At 44.1% G+C, this 19,360-nt stretch carries 14 protein-coding genes and 1 tRNA gene; 12 read left to right on the top strand and 3 right to left on the bottom strand.

Annotated features, from left to right (window positions below):
• Positions 1-28 precede the first annotated feature (28 nt).
• Both NSQ55_RS09790 and NSQ55_RS09795 read left to right on the top strand, forming a co-directional pair.
• Positions 29-1,075 (top strand): bile acid:sodium symporter family protein, encoded by a 1,047-nt coding sequence (locus NSQ55_RS09790; protein WP_339172874.1) that lies wholly within the window; start codon positions 29-31, stop codon positions 1,073-1,075.
• Positions 1,076-1,271: 196 nt separating this feature from the next.
• Entirely contained in the window at positions 1,272-3,305 is a 2,034-nt protein-coding gene (locus NSQ55_RS09795; RefSeq protein WP_339172876.1) for a methyl-accepting chemotaxis protein, read from the top strand.
• A gap of 166 nt (positions 3,306-3,471) precedes the next feature.
• Here the strand turns inward: NSQ55_RS09795 and NSQ55_RS09800 are convergent, their stop codons facing one another.
• On the bottom strand, positions 3,472-4,749 hold the full coding sequence (locus NSQ55_RS09800; RefSeq protein ID WP_339172879.1) for a histidine--tRNA ligase: 1,278 nt from the start codon (positions 4,747-4,749) through the stop codon (positions 3,472-3,474).
• A gap of 354 nt (positions 4,750-5,103) precedes the next feature.
• Between NSQ55_RS09800 and NSQ55_RS09805 the strand changes: the two genes are divergently transcribed.
• The 3 genes from NSQ55_RS09805 (at position 5,104) to NSQ55_RS09815 (ending at position 10,253) form a co-directional block, all read left to right on the top strand.
• Positions 5,104-5,757: an HD domain-containing protein gene (locus tag NSQ55_RS09805; RefSeq protein WP_076276371.1), complete on the top strand. Its 654-nt coding sequence runs from the start codon at positions 5,104-5,106 to the stop codon at positions 5,755-5,757.
• A gap of 86 nt (positions 5,758-5,843) precedes the next feature.
• Entirely contained in the window at positions 5,844-7,289 is a 1,446-nt protein-coding gene (locus tag NSQ55_RS09810) for a DEAD/DEAH box helicase (RefSeq protein WP_339172882.1), read from the top strand.
• A gap of 648 nt (positions 7,290-7,937) precedes the next feature.
• Positions 7,938-10,253: an endo-1,4-beta-xylanase gene (locus NSQ55_RS09815; RefSeq protein ID WP_339172885.1), complete on the top strand. Its 2,316-nt coding sequence runs from the start codon at positions 7,938-7,940 to the stop codon at positions 10,251-10,253.
• A gap of 338 nt (positions 10,254-10,591) precedes the next feature.
• On the opposite strand, the gene NSQ55_RS09820 is transcribed toward NSQ55_RS09815, so the two are convergent.
• On the bottom strand, positions 10,592-12,307 hold the full coding sequence (locus NSQ55_RS09820; RefSeq protein ID WP_076125049.1) for an ABC transporter ATP-binding protein: 1,716 nt from the start codon (positions 12,305-12,307) through the stop codon (positions 10,592-10,594).
• 286 nt (positions 12,308-12,593) lie between these two features.
• Here NSQ55_RS09820 and NSQ55_RS09825 point away from each other — a divergent pair, with 286 nt between their 5' ends.
• Positions 12,594-13,772 (top strand): MFS transporter, encoded by a 1,179-nt coding sequence (locus NSQ55_RS09825; protein WP_248549329.1) that lies wholly within the window; start codon positions 12,594-12,596, stop codon positions 13,770-13,772.
• 92 nt (positions 13,773-13,864) lie between these two features.
• On the opposite strand, the gene NSQ55_RS09830 is transcribed toward NSQ55_RS09825, so the two are convergent.
• Positions 13,865-14,626, bottom strand: coding sequence for a methyltransferase domain-containing protein (locus NSQ55_RS09830; protein WP_076184332.1), 762 nt, complete (start codon positions 14,624-14,626; stop codon positions 13,865-13,867).
• 237 nt (positions 14,627-14,863) lie between these two features.
• Here NSQ55_RS09830 and NSQ55_RS09835 point away from each other — a divergent pair.
• From NSQ55_RS09835 to NSQ55_RS09860, 6 genes are all read left to right on the top strand, one after another.
• Positions 14,864-14,947: transfer RNA gene (locus NSQ55_RS09835), tRNA-Leu, on the top strand.
• 173 nt (positions 14,948-15,120) lie between these two features.
• Positions 15,121-15,561 carry an OsmC family protein gene (locus NSQ55_RS09840; RefSeq protein ID WP_076125055.1) on the top strand — a complete coding sequence of 147 codons (441 nt, stop codon included), beginning with the start codon at positions 15,121-15,123 and terminating at the stop codon, positions 15,559-15,561.
• A gap of 57 nt (positions 15,562-15,618) precedes the next feature.
• Positions 15,619-17,307 carry a dihydrolipoyl dehydrogenase gene (lpdA, locus tag NSQ55_RS09845; protein ID WP_339172891.1) on the top strand — a complete coding sequence of 563 codons (1,689 nt, stop codon included), beginning with the start codon at positions 15,619-15,621 and terminating at the stop codon, positions 17,305-17,307.
• A 165-nt stretch (positions 17,308-17,472) separates the two neighbouring features.
• On the top strand, positions 17,473-17,907 hold the full coding sequence (locus NSQ55_RS09850; protein WP_076304425.1) for a MarR family transcriptional regulator: 435 nt from the start codon (positions 17,473-17,475) through the stop codon (positions 17,905-17,907).
• A gap of 531 nt (positions 17,908-18,438) precedes the next feature.
• Positions 18,439-18,768, top strand: coding sequence for a helix-turn-helix transcriptional regulator (locus NSQ55_RS09855; protein ID WP_076133666.1), 330 nt, complete (start codon positions 18,439-18,441; stop codon positions 18,766-18,768).
• The gene (locus NSQ55_RS09860) at positions 18,765-19,322 is read left to right on the top strand and encodes a DUF2812 domain-containing protein (RefSeq protein WP_339172894.1); all 558 of its coding nucleotides are present in this window, start codon (positions 18,765-18,767) and stop codon (positions 19,320-19,322) included. Before NSQ55_RS09855 ends, NSQ55_RS09860 begins: the two co-directional genes overlap by 4 nt.
• The last annotated feature ends 38 nt before the right edge of the window (positions 19,323-19,360 follow it).

Genomic DNA, 19,360 nt, shown 5'->3' on the forward strand with positions numbered 1-19,360 from the left:
GAGCTTCATACATAAGGTGTACTGCCAAGTGTTTGCTAATATAAGAAATGGACTCATCAAATCTAATGTTGTTCTAGAAAAGATTATGCCGTTATTAACACCCACGGCCATCGTGGTCGGCGTACTTAACGAAAGCAGACTGCTGCCGTTCACAGGTCTCGTGCCCTGGATTTTCGCTGTAATGACGCTGATAGGGAGCTTGAAGTCCAATCTAAAGGATCTGCTGGGGGTACTTCTGAAACCTCAGAAGCTGATTATTCTAATGGTAATTTTACATATTGTAATGCCGCTGATCGGCTGGCTTGCAGCCATGGCTTTTTTTCCGGGAGATCCATATACAGTAACTGGTTATGTATTGCTGTTCGCGATTCCTACAGGTGTTGTAAGTGTGGTATGGGTGTCGATGTACGGAGGGAATATTGCGCTGACATTGGCGCTTATTCTGATTGATACGCTCTTGTCGCCAATTGTTGTCCCGGGTACCTTATATTTGCTGATGGGAGCGAGTGTTGAAATTCAGCTAGGCGATATGATGAAAGGGCTGCTATGGATGGTAGTCATTCCTTCTGTAGTTGGGATGCTGCTGAATCAATGGACAAAAGGGAAAGTAAATACGGTATGTGGACCGCCGCTTGCTCCGTTTGTTAAAGTCGGATTGTTTGTAGTTGTTTCTATTAATGGGGCCAGCATTGCCCGTTATCTGAAACATCCGGATGGCAAATTAGCGATCATAATTGGAGTGACCTTCATAACCGTTGTGCTTGGCTATGTAATCGGAGCTTTGGTGTCACGCCGCTTCCGCTTTAGTTATGAAGATTCCGTGGCTGTACAGTTTAATTCGGGTATGCGGAATTTAAGTGCGGGAGCTGTATTAGCGGTGAAATATTTTCCTCCTGCTGTTGCGCTTCCAGTAATTTCGGGGATGTTGTTCCAACAAATACTCGCTGCGATGTCTGGTCTATTTTTACGTAGTAGAACTAAACGACTGTTAAGTGAGGGTGCATTAATGCAAACGAATACTGTCTCTCAGCTAGAACCACCTAGTTCATCTAGGACAGATGACAGGCCTTGTTAACCACCTTATGAAGGATATATGACCTAAAAGCTGTGATATTTTATTCATTTACATGAAAAATTTCGACATTTTATGATATATTTCTTATTTTTGCGCGATTTATATTCACTATTCAACTTTGCCACCCGATAGTAATTGTATTATTTACAATTTCATTGTTCGCAAATGAACAAGCAGTCGGAAGGATGAAAAGAATATGAAGATTCGCCTAAAGTTATCACTTGTTATGATAGGTGTGACCCTTTTATGTATTTCTGTAATGGGGATATTTACGTATTTGAAATCAACTCAGGCGATTGTGAATCTTACTGAGAATTCTATGAAGCAGGTCAATACGAACAAAGCTCAGACCATATCAGCCATGATAGCAAAAGAGCAGAGAAGCACAGAGCTTATTGCGAGCCGCTCGGAAATTGTTAATCTACTGCTGCAAGCTGGGAATGGTGGAGTTAACAAAGGAGATAAGCTTCAGAATGAGGTGAACGCCAGTCTTCAAAGCATTGTGGAGGAGGCCGGGAACCTTGAGCACATTCTAGTCAGTGATATGAAAGGTATTAGTGTGGCTGACAGTGATACTAAGCTTATAGGGACAGATTTTAGTGAAAGAGATTATACGAAAAGAGTAATGGAGACGGCTGAGCCTGTGATCAGTGAAACGCTGAAATCAAAATCCACAGGAGCTTATGTAGTGGCTTTTGTACAGCCCGTAAAGAGTAATGGAAAGATGATTGGATTTATTGCGTCAGCTGTTTCCGCAGATAGTATGATTAAGTATTTGGCGGATACCAAAGTGGTAAACACGACGAGCTCTTACGCTTATTTACTGGATGAGAACGGCAATAAATTATATTATCCGGATAAAACACAAATTGGTCAGCCTATTGAGAATACGCAGATCGCAGCTGTTATGGAGCGTGTGAAATCTGGTGAGAAGGTAGCGGATGGCCTGCTCAATAATACATATAAAGATGTGGAAAAAAAATCAACCTATACAGTTTTACCTGAGACGCACTGGTTGCTTGTATTAACCGCAGACCTCGATGAAATCGTGAAACCTGTCACTGATATGAGAAATTTCAACTTATTTCTTGGTGTGGGAAGTTTGATTATTGCCTTGCTGATTGCTCTTTATTTTGCTAAAAAAATCTCTTCTCCGATTGTTAAACTAACGGACATGATTAATAAAACGGCAGAATTGAATTTGACGCATGACTCAGAGTATGAGTATTTGACTAAAAACAAAGATGAGACAGGGACGATCGCCAAAGCGATGTTCAGCACTCGGGCTACACTTCGTGAGATGGCTGGAAGCTTAATTACGATCTCGTCCAAAGTGCTTGAAAATGCAGAAACGCTGGAGAAGCTGTCTATAGATGTGCGGGAAAATGCCCACGATAATTCAGCGACTACGCAGCAGCTATCGGCAGGTATGGAAGAGACCGCAGCCTCCACAGAGGAAATGACAGCAGCAATTACTGAAATTGATAACAATGTATCCGGGATCACCAATAATGTGAAGGAAGGCGCTGCCGTTTCTAGACAAATTAGTGAGCGGGCGCTGGCTCTCCAAGATGAGGCAACAGAATCTACGACGAATGCTAAACAAATTTATGAATCCGTGCGAATCGATATGGAAAAAGCGATTGAACAGTCGAGCGCGATTGCAGAGATTAATGTACTGACGGATACGATTCTATCCATTGCCAGTCAGACCAATCTGCTGGCCCTGAATGCAGCTATAGAAGCGGCAAGAGCGGGTGAGGCAGGCAAAGGTTTCGCGGTTGTAGCTGGTGAGATTCGGAAGTTGGCTGAGAAGTCGTCTAAGATTGCGGCTGGAATTCAAGGTGTGGTAACAGGTGTATATTCCTCTGTTGAATCCATGAAGGAGAATTCTGAGGCATTACTTTCTTTTATTGATCAGAATGTTCTAGCAGATTATGAACGATTAACTGAGGTAAGTCAGCAATACAACAGTGATGCTGCTACTGTAAATACGCTGTTAAAACAATTCGAGAGCGCAGCCGATCATTTGAGTATGGCCATATCGAGTATTAATATTGCCGTTAATGAGGTAGCTGCTACAGTAAACGAAGGAGCTATAGGGATTCAGGATATCGCGGTGAAAACGGCGGATATCGTGGAAAAAACATTCCTGGAGGTTACTATGGCCGATGAAAATACTCAAAGTGCCAAAGAGCTTCAGGGGTTAGTAGATAAGTTTAAGATCTAAGGGTTTGAAATGAATTAAGGGAATCCTTATCTCTTTTTCATAAAATATTAAGCTTGCAGGGTTATAGTACATGTATAACCTCCCTTATATATAGACTTTACCCCGCCGGTCGCCGGCGGGGTCTTTTTTTTATGCGAATCTTTCTAAAAGAATATCAGGCAGTAGTTTATTCAGTAATAAGGTAGATGGCTTCATCTAATGGAACTATAACCTCTGTTTGTTCCTTCATATCCTTCAGCCGCACCTTATCCACACTGGATTCACTCTCGCCGATCAGAATAACGTAACGGATTTTTTTGGATGAGGCTGTGGCGAGTTGCTTTTTAAGTTTTCTTTTACCGGATACCAGAGTGGTCCGGATAGAACAGGCACGGAGCTCGGCGGCTGCAATTAAAGCCTGTGGGAGCGTCTCGCCAATCGGAATGACCATAACCTCTGCTGTCTTGCGCTCTTGGATAGGACGTTCTGCAAGGAGCGCCATGATAGACTCCATACCAAAAGATAAGCCAACCGTAGGATATTGAATATCCTCTCTGCCCACTAGCTGTCCGATGATAGCGTCATATCTGCCTCCACCACCCAAGCTTGAGGTAAAGGAACCGGATGCATCAAAGATCTCGTAGACGGTTCCAGTGTAGAAAGAAAGCCCGCGGGACAAGAAGGGATCGAAACGGCAAGTCTGTTGCAGCTGAATGTCTTGGAGCAGCTTTTGCAGGACAAGAACCTCCATTGCTCCCGGTTGTCCGGTAAGACTATATTTTTGGCATAACTGCTCAAAGCTTGGATTGTCCATTTCAATAAGTTCTAGAATAGCAGCGATGGTTGTAGGATCTATTTCCTTGCTGATCAATTCATTTTTCACTCCGCTGAGGTTGATTTTTTCTAATTTATCCAAGGTTAGCATAACGGACAGTTGGTTCTCGGCAGGTACACCCAGCGATTCCAGAATCTCACCGAGAAAACGTCTGTTGTTCCATTTTAGGATGATCGGGATGTCCAGCTTGCGAAAAGCTTCTGTGGCCAGCTGCATCAATTCAGCTTCCGCCTCAGGTCCTGAAATACCAACAACATCCACATCGCATTGCAGAAATTCACGCAGGCGCCCACGTTTCACGGGACCATCACGGAATACTTTTCCGATCTCATAACGCTTGAAGGGAAACACTATTCCAGGATTTAAGGCGATCACTTTGGCAAAAGGGATGGTCAGATCATATCGTAAGCCCAGCTTGCGGTTGCCTTGATCGGTGAGTTGGTACATCTCCTTGAGAATTTCATCCCCACCTGCATATTTAGAGGTTAATAACTCCAGTTCATTTAATAATGTGGTGTCCATGGATTCAAAATCATAGAGTTCGAACAAATCCTGCAGCGTATTTTGAATGTTCTTTCTGAGCGCCTGCTCTTTTCCGAAGTAATCATAAGTTCCTTTAATGTTTTGCATCGTTAGTAGCTCCTTTGAATTGGCATAGTTTAGAAATAAAAAAACGCGCAGGACCTCATGGTCCTGCGCGTGATCTATGCCGCAGGGAGGCCAACGCGAGTAGCGTTAGCCTCCCTGAGAATTTCAGGGTTGCTAACGCTGTTTGTGATAATAATGAAGTTGATTCAGCATGATTGTTATGGTGTTCATCAGAATCAATTCCCTTCGACATTTTGATTACTGCCGATTATAGCGGATCATTTGGAGTCGTGCAAGTAAGAATTTGTTATAACGAAGATTTTTAGTAGGCGAATGGACAGGCAATCAGCTATAATAGGGCTTCGATATTTCATAGGCGAGGGGAGCTTGTTGACGATGAATCAACCTTTAATAATAGCCCGGGCGGAAGAATTTGTGAAAGAACAACTGGGACAAGATACTACGGGGCATGACTGGTGGCACACCCATCGGGTCCGCAGCACGGCATGTGAAATTGCTGAGATCGAGCGTGCGGATGTTTTTATCTGTACGATGGCAGCCTTGCTGCATGATGTTGCAGACGAGAAGCTTAATCCGTCAAAAGAAGCAGGTCTGCTTAAAGTCCACACTTGGCTTACGGCAAACCTTACAGAGGAGGAGCAAATTCGTCATATCATGCTGATCGTTGAAACGATGTCTTTTAGTGGTGGTGGAGGAGAACCTATGCAGACTCTGGAAGGTCAAGTGGTGCAGGATGCAGATCGACTAGATGCACTTGGCGCGATTGGCATTGCCAGAACCTTTATTTTCTCAGGCGCAAAGGGACGTCCGGCTTATGATCCGGAAGTTTCTCCACGCGAGGAGTCGCTGCAGAAGGAATACAGGGATTATAGCAAAGGGACGGCTGTGAATCATTTTTATGAGAAGCTGTTGAAACTAAAATTCTTAATGAATACGGCTTATGGACGCAAGTTAGCGGAAGAACGGCATGATTTCATGTTGAATTTTCTGGACCAGTTCTATAAGGAATGGAATCAAGGACGCCAATAACTGTTATAATGATAAGTATGCACAAGATGGAAGGATCGCGGAGTTTCCGCTTTAACCAGAACAATCGGCATAGAAGAGGTTGAACGATGAGTGAATTGCAATTTAGAGATTATGAGTTAGACGAAGAGATAATTAAAGCACTGGATGTTCTGAAATTTATGACACCTACGGAGGTACAGAGCAAGGTAATTCCTGTGGCTTTGCAGCAAAAGGATCTGATTGTGAAATCGCAAACAGGCAGTGGCAAGACGGGAGCTTATGGTATTCCGCTTTGCGATCTGGTGGATTGGGTGGAGAATAAGCCGCAGGCTTTGATTCTTACGCCAACTCGGGAGCTTGCGATGCAGGTGAAAGAGGATATTACGAACATCGGACGTTTTAAACGGATTAAAGCAGTTGCTCTTTTCGGCAAGCAGCCCTTTGCCCCTCAAAAGATAGAGCTTACGCAAAAAACACATGTTGTCGTAGGTACGCCTGGACGCGTATTTGACCATATTGAAAGAGGCACACTTCCGCTAAATCGAATCAAATATTTGATCATCGATGAAGCTGACGAAATGCTGAGCATGGGCTTTATTGAGCAGATCGAGAAGATCATTAAGCAGCTGCCCAAAGAGCGAGTAACGATGTTATTCTCAGCTACCTTACCCGAAGTCATTAAGAATTTGTGCCTAAAATATATGAGCGATCCAACGGATATCGAGATTCAGGCAAGTGGAATTACGACGGCTACGATTGAACATGCGTTGATTGAAGTGAGACAAGCTGCCAAATTCTCTTTGCTAAGCGATATCATAACGGTGGAGAATCCGGATAGCTGTATTGTTTTTTGCCGTACGCAAGAGCAGGTGAATGCTGTATTCAGAGGACTGGCGGATCTGGAATATCCTTGTGATAAGATCCACGGGGGTATGGAGCAGGATGAGCGCTTTGAGGTCATGAATGCTTTTAAAAGAGGGCAATTCCGCTATTTAATCGCTACCGATGTGGCGGCTAGAGGGATTGATATCGAGAATATCACCCATGTGATTAATTACGATATTCCACTGGAAAAAGAAAGCTACGTGCATCGTACAGGCAGAACCGCGCGTGCAGGCAAGACAGGTAAAGCGATCACTTTTGTCACTCCGAATGAGCAGAAGTGGGTAACTGAAATCGAAAGCTATATTGGCTTCAGCATTCCGCATATGAAAGCACCTTCGGACGACGCAGTGGCCTACGCAAAGGAAGCGTTCGAGCAGAAGATTAATAAGCAGCCTGTCCGCAAAAAGGACAAAAGCGAAAGCTTAAACAAAGAGATTATGAAGCTATACTTCAACGGCGGCAAGAAAAAGAAGCTAAGAGCCGTGGATTTTGTCGGCACAATAGCAAAGCTTGAAGGTATGTCCGCCGAAGATATCGGGATTATCTCGATTCAGGACAATGTGACCTACGTGGATATTTTGAACGGTAAAGGCGCAATGGTGCTGCAAGCGATGAGAGAGACCACCGTGAAGGGCAAGCAGCTGAAGGTTCATATTGCGAAAAAATAAATCAAGGATGACAGCTTATTGCTAAGCTCCTTGCAAATATGCCGCTACTGATGCGGTTTATATGAAGAGGGAGTCGTGTTCACAACACGGCTCTTTTTTTATTTGTTGTTGTATCTCAGTATCTCCAAGGAATGCCGAAATGAACGGTATAACTCCCGTACAATTGGTCGATTCAGCTGGAAGTGGCGAAATGAACGGTAGAACTCCCGTACATTGTGCGGATCCCGCTGGAAACGCCGAAATGAACGGTAAAAATCCCGTACAATGCGTTGATCCAGCTGGAAATACCGAATTGTACGGGAAAAATCCCGTACATTCAGCCAGCATGTTATGTAACCCAAGAGACAACACCATAATGGTGTCGTCTCTTGGGTTTTTTCGGCGCTAAATAGATCTGATAATGCAGATCCGTTCAGCTTAAGTAAAATAAGATCGAAAATAATTAATTTCAGTTCCATAAATGGAAACATATGTGATATTATGGCGATATAGAGCCCATACTTCACGGATGACCTGCCTAGCTTGGTTCCTCCTGAGGATAGGCTCTGATTTTTTTATGAGGAAGGTGGTGTGGCCCGAGCGGTATCGGGGACAGGAAGAAACGAAGCCATAAGGTTCGAACCTAACTCAGAAGGGAGAATCGAAGCGATGAAAAAAGGAACTTTTTTGAAAGCGCTTAATTTTGTTTTGGTTTTATGTTTGCTTGTACCTGCGTATTGGGCTGCACCCGCACATGCGGAGAACACGCTTATTCAGCAAAGCGATTTTGAAGATGGCACTGTTCAGGGTTGGAGTGGACGTGGGGAAGTTGAGGTGCTTACAGCCAAAACAGATGCGGCACGCAGCGGCACATATGGCCTGGAGGTAAGCGGCCGAACAAAAACGTGGCATGGACCTTCACTGGATGTGACTAGCCAGCTGGAAGTGGGACAAACTTATGTGTTTATTGGATGGGTGAAGCTGCCTGCCGGATCATCTAACGCGAATATCTATATGTCACTGCAGCGGACATTACCTGCTACCATTCATTATGACAATTTGACCTTTGGAGCAGTGACAGCGAACGGTTGGGTGAAGCTTCAGGCGCAGTACAAGCTATTGGAGCCGGCAGATCAACTTTCTATTTATTTTGAAGTGCCGGGTAGCGCGACAACTTCTTTTTATTTGGATGATTTTCGATTGGAAAAGCTACCGGATCTCGGTCCAATTGTCATCGAGGATGCGATTCCTTCGCTGAAGGATGTGTTTGCAAACAAATTTCTGATCGGCTCGGCGTTTACGAATAGTGAGCTGCTGACAGCTCCGGATCGGCAATTGTTGGACAAGCATTTTGATAGTGTAACGCCAGGAAATGTTCTGAAATGGGACAGCACGGAGCCGCAGGAAGGTGTGTTTAATTTCGCTGAAGCTGACACGGCAGTAGCTTTTGCTACCGCAAATGGGCAGCAGGTACGTGGACATACCCTGGTCTGGCATTCGCAGACACCGGATTGGGTGTTCCGTGACGCCAGCGGTAATTTGGTCTCCAAAACGGTGTTATATGAGCGGATGAAGAGTCATATTAAGACTGTTATGGAACGTTATAAAGGTGAAATCTATGCTTGGGATGTCGTCAACGAAGTGATTGACACTTCGCAATCTGATGGCATGCGCCGCAGCCTGTGGTACCAGATCGCGGGTGAAGAGTATATTGAGAAGGCGTTCCAGTTCGCTCATGAAGCTGATCCTAACGCAAAACTGTTCATCAATGACTACAATACCCATGAGCCAGCCAAAAGCCAAGCGCTATACAATCTGATTGTACGACTTCAGGCTAAAGGGGTTCCTATTGACGGAGTAGGGCATCAAACGCACATCAGTTTGTATTATCCTTCGCTCTCTGAAATCGAAAATTCGATTATCAAGTTCAAGGCTTTAGGGCTGGAAACTCATATTACTGAGCTGGATATTAGTGTGTATTCTGATAATTCTCAAGCCTATGAGACCTTCCCTGATAATTTGAAGCAGCGCCAAGCGGCTTTATACAAATCATTATTTGAGATCTTCCTGCGGCACACGGATACGGTCACGAATGTCACTCTCTGGGGGAAGGATGACAGTAATACTTGGCTGCGCACTTATCCGGTAGCCCGTAACAATTGGCCTTTATTATTTGATGAGCGCCTTCAATCTAAGCCGGCCTACTGGTCCGTATTGGAGACAGTGGCAGCTCCCGTAGTTCCAGCAGCTCCTGCTAACTTGAATGCAGCTGCAGGCAATGGGCTCGTGAATCTTAGCTGGAGCACCTCGGCGGGAGCAACTTCCTATACGGTGAAACGGTCACTTACGAGTGGTGGCCCTTATACCACTCTGACTACGGCTACCGGGACGAGCTATAGCGATGCGGCGGTTAGCAACGGAACGACTTATTATTATGTTGTGAATGCTGTCAATAGTGCGGGTACGAGCAGCAATTCTGTACAAGCGATGGCTACACCGCAAGGCTCGGGGCCTGTCGAACCGGTCACCGGGCTTGCAGTGGCGTATCGGACAGCGGATACTAACCCAAATGACAACCAGATGAAGCCCTATTTTAATATTAAAAATAACGGCACAACTGCAGTCGATCTTAGCGAGCTGAGCATCCGTTACTGGTATACGATCGATGGAGACAAGCCGCAATCCTTTTTCTGCGATTATGCCCAGATCGGCAACAGCAAGGTAGCAGGCAGTTTTGTAAAGCTGGACACGCCTCGAACGGGAGCAGATTACTATTTGGAAGTGAAATTCAACGCAGGTGCGGGCATGCTTGCCGCTGGAGGAACTTCCGGGGATATTCAGACCCGGATACACAAGACAGATTGGAGCAATTTTAACGAGGCCAATGATTATTCGTTTAATTCACTTCAGACCGCTTATGCGGATTGGAACAAGGTGACCCTTTATCGGAACGGAGTGCTGGTATGGGGAACAGAGCCGCAATAGCGAAACTAGGGGAACTGAGCTTTAATTGTGCCGTTTTTAATTTTTAGGAAAACCTCCCTGAATATAGCTGATTTATGCTGGTTACTTAGCTTTTCAGGGAAATCCTCCCTAAATATCGCTTGAATTCCACTATTATGAGCAAATTGGGGTGAATTTGCGGGAGGTTTTCCCTGATTGCAAGGATTAGAGCAATAAACCAAAGAAAATCAGGGAGGAATTCCTTAATCAAGCATCACGTTTGCTGCAAATAGAGGAGTTACGTGAAAAAGCAAGCCTAGTCGCCAAAAACATGGTGACTAGGCTTGCTTCATTTTTGCCCAGCTGTGGCAAATTACTTTTTAAAAGTTATATTGTGCCTGATGCAGACGGCTGTAAATTCCACCAGCATGGACTAATTCCTCATGTCTGCCTTGTTCAGCGATTCCTTCTTCATTCACGACCATAATCCGGTCGGCATTTTTGATCGTCGTCAAACGGTGAGCGATGACGAGTGTGGTTCTGCCTACGGACAGATCAGCCAGGGATTGCTGAATCGCGGCTTCGGTCTCTGTGTCCAGCGCGGAAGTAGCTTCATCCAGAATCAGAATCGGCGGATTCTTGAGGAACATGCGAGCGATAGCCAGGCGCTGCTTTTGTCCACCGGACAATTTCACACCGCGCTCCCCGATGACTGTCTCCATTCCATCTGGCAGATTCTGAATGAGCTCCTCCAGATGAGCACGTCGCGCAGCTTCCCAGATTTCAGGCAGCTTTGCATCCAGTTTCCCATAGGCGATATTCTCGCGAATTGTCCCGGAGAACAGGAAAACATCCTGCTGCACGATCCCGATTTGTTTGCGCAGCGATTCCAGCTTCATGTCACGGATATCGATGCCATCAATCGTGATGGCCCCGGCTGTGACATCATAGAAGCGCGGAAGCAGGCTGCAGATTGTTGTTTTGCCTGCGCCGGACGGCCCAACAAAGGCAATGGTTTCGCCAGCCTTTACGTTAAGGCTTATATTTTGCAGAACCGGACGATTCTCTTCGTATCCAAAAGATACATCCTGGAATGTAATATCACCGCGCAAAGCGTTGATCTCCACGGCATCCGGTTTGTCACTGATGTCAGGTTCCGTGTCAATGATCTCCAGATAACGTCTGAAGCCGGCAATTCCTTTAGGATAACTTTCGATCACGGCATTGATTTTCTCGATAGGGCGGAAGAAGATATTAGACAACAAGATAAACGCCACAAATTCACCGATTTGCAGCTCGCCATTGATAAAGAACCATGCGCCGCAGATCATCACCAGGATAGTAATGAGGCGGGTCATCATATAGCTGACGGACAAGCTTCTAGCCATGATTTTATAAGCCATAAGTTTTGTTTTGCGGAACATTTGATTATCTACTGCGAATAGTTCTTGTTCATGCTGCTCATTGGCAAAAGATTGCACGACCCGAATCCCGCCGACATTGTCTTCGATACGGGCATTGAAACTGCCTACATTTCCAAATAGCTGGCGATAAGTTGAAGTCATATTGCGGCCGAAGTAGATGATTACCCAAGCCATAATTGGAACGATAATAAAAGTAATAATCGCCAGCTTCAGATTAATATCAGCCATTAGGAGAAAGGCTCCGACAAGGGTCATGATTGCAATAAATACATCCTCAGGACCGTGATGCGCCACTTCGCCGATATCATTTAAGTCATTGGTGATTCTTCCGATTAGATGGCCTGTTTTATTATTATCAAAGAATCGGAACGAGAGTTTCTGAATATGGTCAAACATTTTTTTGCGCATATCAGTTTCGATATTTATGCCCAGCATATGACCCCAGTAGGTGACAATATACTGCATCACCGTATTTAAGGCGTAAATCGCCAGCAGCGCAACACAAGCGATAAGAATAAGCGGCCAATCTTGACCAGGAAGCAAATCATCAATAAATTTATTGACGGCTACCGGAAAAGCCAGTTCTAGCAGTCCCGCAAAAACAGCGCAGGAGAAATCCAATATAAATAATTTTCTATACGGACGATAGTAGGAAAAAAACCTTCGAAGCATTCTGTTCACTCTTTTCTGTGGTTTAAATATGAGTTCAAATGAAATTGATTCTCAACTACCCGATGATATGGATACTAAAGATGGTCAGCGGTTTTGTCAATAATTCGGGTATAAAATTACTTAAGGGTTGTAACTTCTAATAGAATAGTAGATGATGGTTCATAGTGTTTAAAATATTTCAAATCCTTGACAAGCTCTGTGCTTGGCGGGGTTATTTGTTTGTAATTTAGGAGGATACACGATGAAAGCTTCACAAAGCGAAGGACACATTCAGAATAATAGCTTAATGGACAGCAAATATGATCGCTGGCTACTTGTGCTGGGAATTATTTTTATCGCTGCAGCGCTGCGGGCTCCATTTACTTCTGTGGGTCCATTAATACAATTGATTCAGGATGACCTCGGCTTATCCAATACTCTAGCAGGAGCTATTACTACTTTACCATTATTGGCTTTTGCCATCTTGTCCCCGTTTGCTCCAAAGCTGGCCCGCCGTTTTGGTTTAGCTAATGTGTTATTAGTTGCCATGGTCATGCTGGCTATGGGAATTCTAATTCGCTCGGGATCTGGAGCAGGTCTGTTGTTCACAGGTACTGCTATACTTGGATTATCCATTGCCGTGTGTAATGTACTACTTCCAGGTCTTATTAAAGGGAAGTTTCCTCACAAAATCGGGCTAATGACAGGTATCTACACGGTTTCTATGAATTTATGCGCAGCTATTGCCTCAGGAATTAGTGTACCGCTGGCAACGAATGCTGGATTCGGTTGGAGAGGGACCTTGGCCATCTGGTTTATGATCGCAGCTCTAGCAACAGTGTTCTGGATTCCGCAAATGCGTAAGCTTAATCAAGGAACCGGCTCTAAGAGTGCAGCCTCAAGCAAAAATATGTGGCGTTCATCTCTTGCTTGGAAAGTCACGATCTTTATGGGCTTACAGTCACTGCTTTATTACGTCTTTATTGCCTGGTTTTCGGTTCTCCTCGGTGAACGGGGAATGTCGTCGAGTAATGCGGGTTGGTTTCTCTCGCTCATGCAATTGGCACAGCTACCCTTTACTTTCTTCGTACCGCTGTGGGCAGGCCGGATGAAGAACCAACGTATTCTAGTTATAATCACTGCTGTTCTTTATTTCATCGCATTAGGTGGCATCTGGCAAGGCAGCGGCGCTTTAATGGCTGTCTGGGCGGTATGCTTTGGTATTGCCGGAGGATTTGCCTTCGGTCTTGCGATGATGTTCTTCAGTCTAAGAACAAGAAGCACGCAAGAAGCGGCGGAGCTGTCAGGAATGGCCCAATCTGTGGGTTATGTACTGGCAGCAATGGGACCGGCATTATTCGGCTGGCTGCATGATGTAACGAACAGCTGGACGGTGCCATTGATTTTACTGCTGGGTGCAAGTGTACTGTTGATGGTTGTCGGGCTTGGCGCTGGCAGTGATCGGTATGTTGGAGACAGAAAATAGGATCCCGTGTAAAAAAGAGTGTACTAGCGCGTATTAAGCGCCAGTGCACTCTTTTTTTGACTATTGAACATGAGAAGTATTTCTTATCTATTCTAGCTTCGTTTGTAAGCAACAATCCGGATTCTGCGATAATCCATTACCCAGCGGCCGTCCTGATATAGCTTGGATTTCAATTTCTGTTCCATAGAAGAGAGAACTTCTGCGCGTTCGGTCGGTGTGAGCACACTTAAGATTCCATCGGCAAAAGTATTCAGCCACCGCTGAAATCCTTGCTCCAAGCCTTCCAGTGGTGTTGGCCGGTCAAAACAAAGGGCGAGGTCCACGGTCAGTCCGTGCTTCTCTAGTAGAGTTGCATACTCGCCAACGCTTGGGAAGTACCAGGGCAAATGCAGCTTATGACTACAGCCAATGGCTGCAAAAGCTTGTGGAAGGCCAGCGACGATGGAAGCAATATTGCCCAGTCCACCGAACTCGGCCACGAAACGGCCGCCTACCCGCAGGCTGGCAACAATGGACGCCGCCGCTCCGTTTGCGTCTGTTAGCCAGTGAAGGGCAGCGTTGCTGAACACAGCATCGACTGGCTGTTCCGCGACATAAGTTTGCCCATCAGCTAAGACAAAGCTTAGATGGGGATGCTTGTCACGGGCTGTCTGAATCATTTCGGCAGAGGCATCAATACCTGTCACAGTGGCGCCCTTAGCAGCAATGGCTGCCGCCAAATCCCCGGTTCCACAGCCCCAATCGATAATCTGTTCGCCTGGCTGTGGGTGAAGCAGCTCAATCAATGATTCTCCAAACTGAGACACAAAGGCCATATCAGTATCATAGGTTTGGGTATTCCACTGCTGGTTCATAAGTATTCATCCTTTCTATTGATCGATTATTCCGACATCTCCGTCATAGCGCCTTACTTTATCTATGTTGTACCATATGAGGATTTATAATAGAAATATATAAACTGAATAATATTGATTGGTTATACCTATGAGTCTATATGAAGCCTATTTCAATAACACAAAAACCTTGCGTTTTAAATGCAGAGGGAGTATAGTATTATGTACAGGCGGTTTTGGTCGCCAGTTACATAATATGCGGTCATGGCGGAATTGGCAGACGCGCTGGCTTCAGGTGCCAGTGGTAGCAATATCGTGGAGGTTCGAGTCCTCTTGACCGCATCCTATCAACAAAAACAGGTTTCTGATTTACCTATTCAGGTAGATTGGAAACCTGTTTTTTTATTGAATCAGGTTCGAGTTCTTCTTCGAGAAAAATACTTACTTAGCTAAGTATTGATATTCATCGATTACTATGTTATTATTTTCACAATCTTAAGGAGGAGGTAATACATATGTTAACTACTTTTAAAGCGACAGCTAAAAAACTGCCTAATGGAATGCAAGTTGAAACCAATTCTAGAGGTTTTAAGATTATTATGGACGAACCAGAGGATTTGGGGGGGACCGATGTTGGTTTGAATCCCGTCGAGGCGTTATTGTGTGCCTTTGGTGCATGTCAGTCCATTGTCGCTAGTGCCTTTGCAGACGCTAACGATTTTAGCTTCGAAGAATTTTATGTTGAACTTGAAGGAGATTTAGATCCGGATGGTTTCATGGGTCTTGCAGATGTGAGAAATGGTTTCCAAGAAATTCGTTTTGTTATGCATTTTAAAACCAACGAAAGCCAAGAAAAGGCAGATGCTTTTGCAGACTTTATCGAAAAGACATGTCCTGTTGGAGATTGTCTTGCTAACGGTGTGAAGCTGGTAAAAGCAGGCGTAGTCATTCACTAATACATTCGCTTGAGGGGGCTCTTTATGAGTCCCCTCAAGGATATGAGGAGCATAACGATGGAAATAAAAATGTCTATGATTCCAGGTGGCAAAAAGGGGAAAGCAGGCAAGATAAATGTAAATATCGGAGACAAGATATCTGCAGGAGATACCTTGGTACAGATTGAAACTGGAAAAGGCAACAGATCGATTGAAGCGGCAGAAGAGGGTATTATTATCAATATATTATTTGAAGAGGGGGGCGAGATTGCCTCAAATCAAGTCTTATTTGAAGTAAATCCAATCCAGGTGGAGGCTCCGGTCCAATTATCTGTCCCACAACCTGCAGTCGCCGTGCAACAAACTCATGCTATAAACCCTGACTTGCTTATCATTGGAGCAGGACCAGGAGGTTACGTTGCCGCTATTTATGCAGCAAAAAAAGGACTTCAGGTAGCGATGATTGAGAAAGAAGAATTAGGAGGTACCTGCTTAAATGTTGGCTGTATCCCTACAAAATCTTTAGTCAAATCATCTGAAATCTGTCATGAAATAAAAAACTCCTCTTTGTTTGGTATAACAACAGGATCTGATCTTCAAGTGGATATGAAGCAGGTTATTCGTCGTAAAAATGAAGTCAAAGAGAAATTGGTCTCCGGCGTTGGTTATTTAATGGAAAAAAACGGTGTTCAGGTTGTTCGCGGCCACGCTTCGTTCCTATCGGCGCATGAAGTGAAGGTAATCGGCGAAAATAGTTACCGTATTTCAGCAAAAAATATCATTGTGGCAACAGGCTCGAGGATTTCCAAGGTGAATATCCCAGGAATTGATCTGCCATTTGTAATGAACAGTACTGAAGCGCTCGCCTGCGAAGAGTTACCAAAGGTAATAACTATCATCGGTGGTGGGGTTATCGGCATGGAATTCGCCTTCATTTACCGTAACCTAGGAGTTGAAGTTCATGTTGTAGAATTTATGGACCGTCTGCTAACGATGCTGGACAGTGATATTTCGGTAGAAATTATGTGTTTAGCTCAGCGGGCTGGGATTCATATTCATACCAACTCCAAAGTTTCCAAAATCCAACGTGCGGATGATGGTCAGGCGATTGTAACCTATGAGAATAGTGAGGGTGAGCATCTGCTAGTTAGTGAAAAAGTATTGGTCGCTATTGGACGCGAGCCTAACCTAGAGGGTCTGGATATCGAAAAAGCAGGTATTCAACTAAATGAACGTGGTAAAGGTATTGCCGTTGATAAACAAATGCGTACGAATGTAGAAAATGTGTATGCGATTGGCGATGTAACTAACATTATTCAGCTTGCTCATGTTGCTTCACATCAGGGCATTACGGCTGTAAACACCTTACTCGGTGAATCCCAAGATATGCATTATTCCGCGGTACCGAATGTAATTTTCACCTCTCCAGAGATTGCCAGCGTCGGGCTGTTGGAAGATGAATGTAAGGAGAATGGGCTGGACTATCGTGTGAGTAAGGTATCTTTTGCAAGTAACGGAAAAGCATTGACAATGAATGAACCGGAAGGTTTTATCAAATTAATCAAAGATAATGGCTCCGGACAGATTGTGGGAGGGTCTATCATTGGTCCCGATGCGTCTTCTCTGATTAGTAGTCTTACACTTGCGATTGCCAATGGGCTTACGGAACAACAGATTACACAGACAATCTTTGCCCATCCAACTACTGGGGAAGTAATTCATGAAGCAGCATTCGGTTTAGGAATTGGGGCGTTGCATCAAGGATAAGTTGTTCTAAGTATCTCGGGAGACGGATCCTGCTGCAGCCTAAATAAATGAACTATGTGATCACTTGAAAAGTATGTTCAGCTTCCTTAATATATTTTGCTATAATAAATTAGAAAAGAGTTGATTATTTTAAGATAAAACAGTTGGGATTGGTTGGTGTAAACAGTGTTTAATTTAGATGACTGTATGGCCTTTATTGCAAACCGTAGTGCAAAAATATTCGCGGAAGCCTTAGAAAAGGAATTTCGGCCATATAATATGACCCGGAGCCAATGGATTGCGATGTATTACATCTATACCAGTGAATCCATTACCCAGAGAGAACTAGCAGATAAAATGTCTATAAAAGAGCCCAGCGTAGTCAGGCTGCTTCAAAAATTAGAATCTGAGGGGTTCTTGCATCGCTCTGGCACCCATGCGGATAAGCGAGTCAAGCAGTTGGAATTGTCAGATAAGGGAGTACAGATCTATCTCGATTTACTGCCGGTTGCCGAAAAGTTTAAAGATGATACGATCACCAATATTTCCGAACAGGATCTTCAAACGTTTAAAAATGTATTAGGTGTCATGGTTCAAAATGCCTCAAAAGAGAGACCATAAAAAACTATGCAGAACAAAATAAAGAATAGGTCAGGTTGGGTATGTTCCTTTTTTACATATCCTATCTGGCCTATTTTTTGTATAGACTTTTGTAGTTTTAGAATCTGTACGAACAGTTTCAGCTAACGGACCGTATGGCCGCTATTATTGATTTTTGGCACATTTTACAGAGGTTTCGGACTGCATAGCGCTTATTGCTAAGGAATCGTGTGAAAAGCGAGTGTTTGGAGACGAATAGCTGCATCTGAGTCCGAACGTAAGCTGAAACACGCTATTTTTCGGAAATAGCGGCATCTCAGTCCGATACTTCATAATGAGGAAGGAATAGGTGCCACGGTGGGAGTATCTAGCTGCTGAGTAGCCCCCCAACAAATCCGTCCTAGCTAAGTGCTAGGCGTTTTTTTGTTGCGCTCATGATCGCTGCGATTGAAAAAAATGGGTGTTTTTGTATTGACAATTATATCGGCTTCCGTAATAATGATATTACGTAAGCCGATATATCGACAACAGTAATAGAATGGGGATGAAATGATGCCTGAAAGCACAGAAAGAGGCGCATTAACTGAAGCTGTATTTTATATCTTATTGTCTCTATATACAGCAATGCACGGATACGCAATTATGCAGAATGTGAAGGACTTAAGTAACGGTCGGGTTGATCTGGGCGCGGGCACTTTATACGGAGCACTTAACACTTTACTGGAAAAAGGCTGGATAAAAGCAGTGGAAGGGGAGCAAGGTTCCCGTAGAAAAGAATACGAAATTACCGGCTTAGGAAAGTCAGTGATTCAGGGAGAGATCATCCGTCTGGAAGAATTGATAGCGAATGGGAAGAGAATAGCTGGAGGTGAGTCCAAATGAAACATGTGGTTCGCAAGCTAATTTGGGATTATGAGAAGGAAGAAAAGTGGCTTAATGAAATGTCTGCGAAGGGGATGGCTCTATCAGAATTATCCTGGTGCAAATATGTGTTTACAGAGACCCCCAATAATGAGTACACGTATAGAATTGAGCTTTTAGATAACTTGCCGGATCATCCGGATAGCATCAAATATCTCAAGTTTTTAGAGGAAAACGGTATAGATTGTGTGAGTACTTACATGCGCTGGGTTTACCTTAGAAAGAAGTCAGTGGAAGGTCCGTTTGATATTTACACAGATCTGGAATCCAGAATAAAACACTATAAGCGAATCAACAGGTTATGGAAATCTGTAATGTGGTTAGAGTTGATTTTAGGCCTATTTAATGTGATGATTGGTGTAATAAATTATTCTTTTTCATCACAGAATCTCAGTATGATAAACGTAATAATGGGCGGAATGTTGATTTTGTTAGGTTTTGCTTTTTTAATTCTTGGTGCACCTATCCGTAAGAAAATTAAGAAGCTTCAGCTGGAAAATTTGATAATAGAATAGGACTTTAGAGTTGTAACATGCACACACGGCAAGTTTCC

It is taken from the genome of Paenibacillus sp. FSL H7-0943 (assembly GCF_037963265.1).
Taxonomy (GTDB): Bacteria; Bacillota; Bacilli; order Paenibacillales; family Paenibacillaceae; genus Paenibacillus_AQ; species Paenibacillus_AQ odorifer.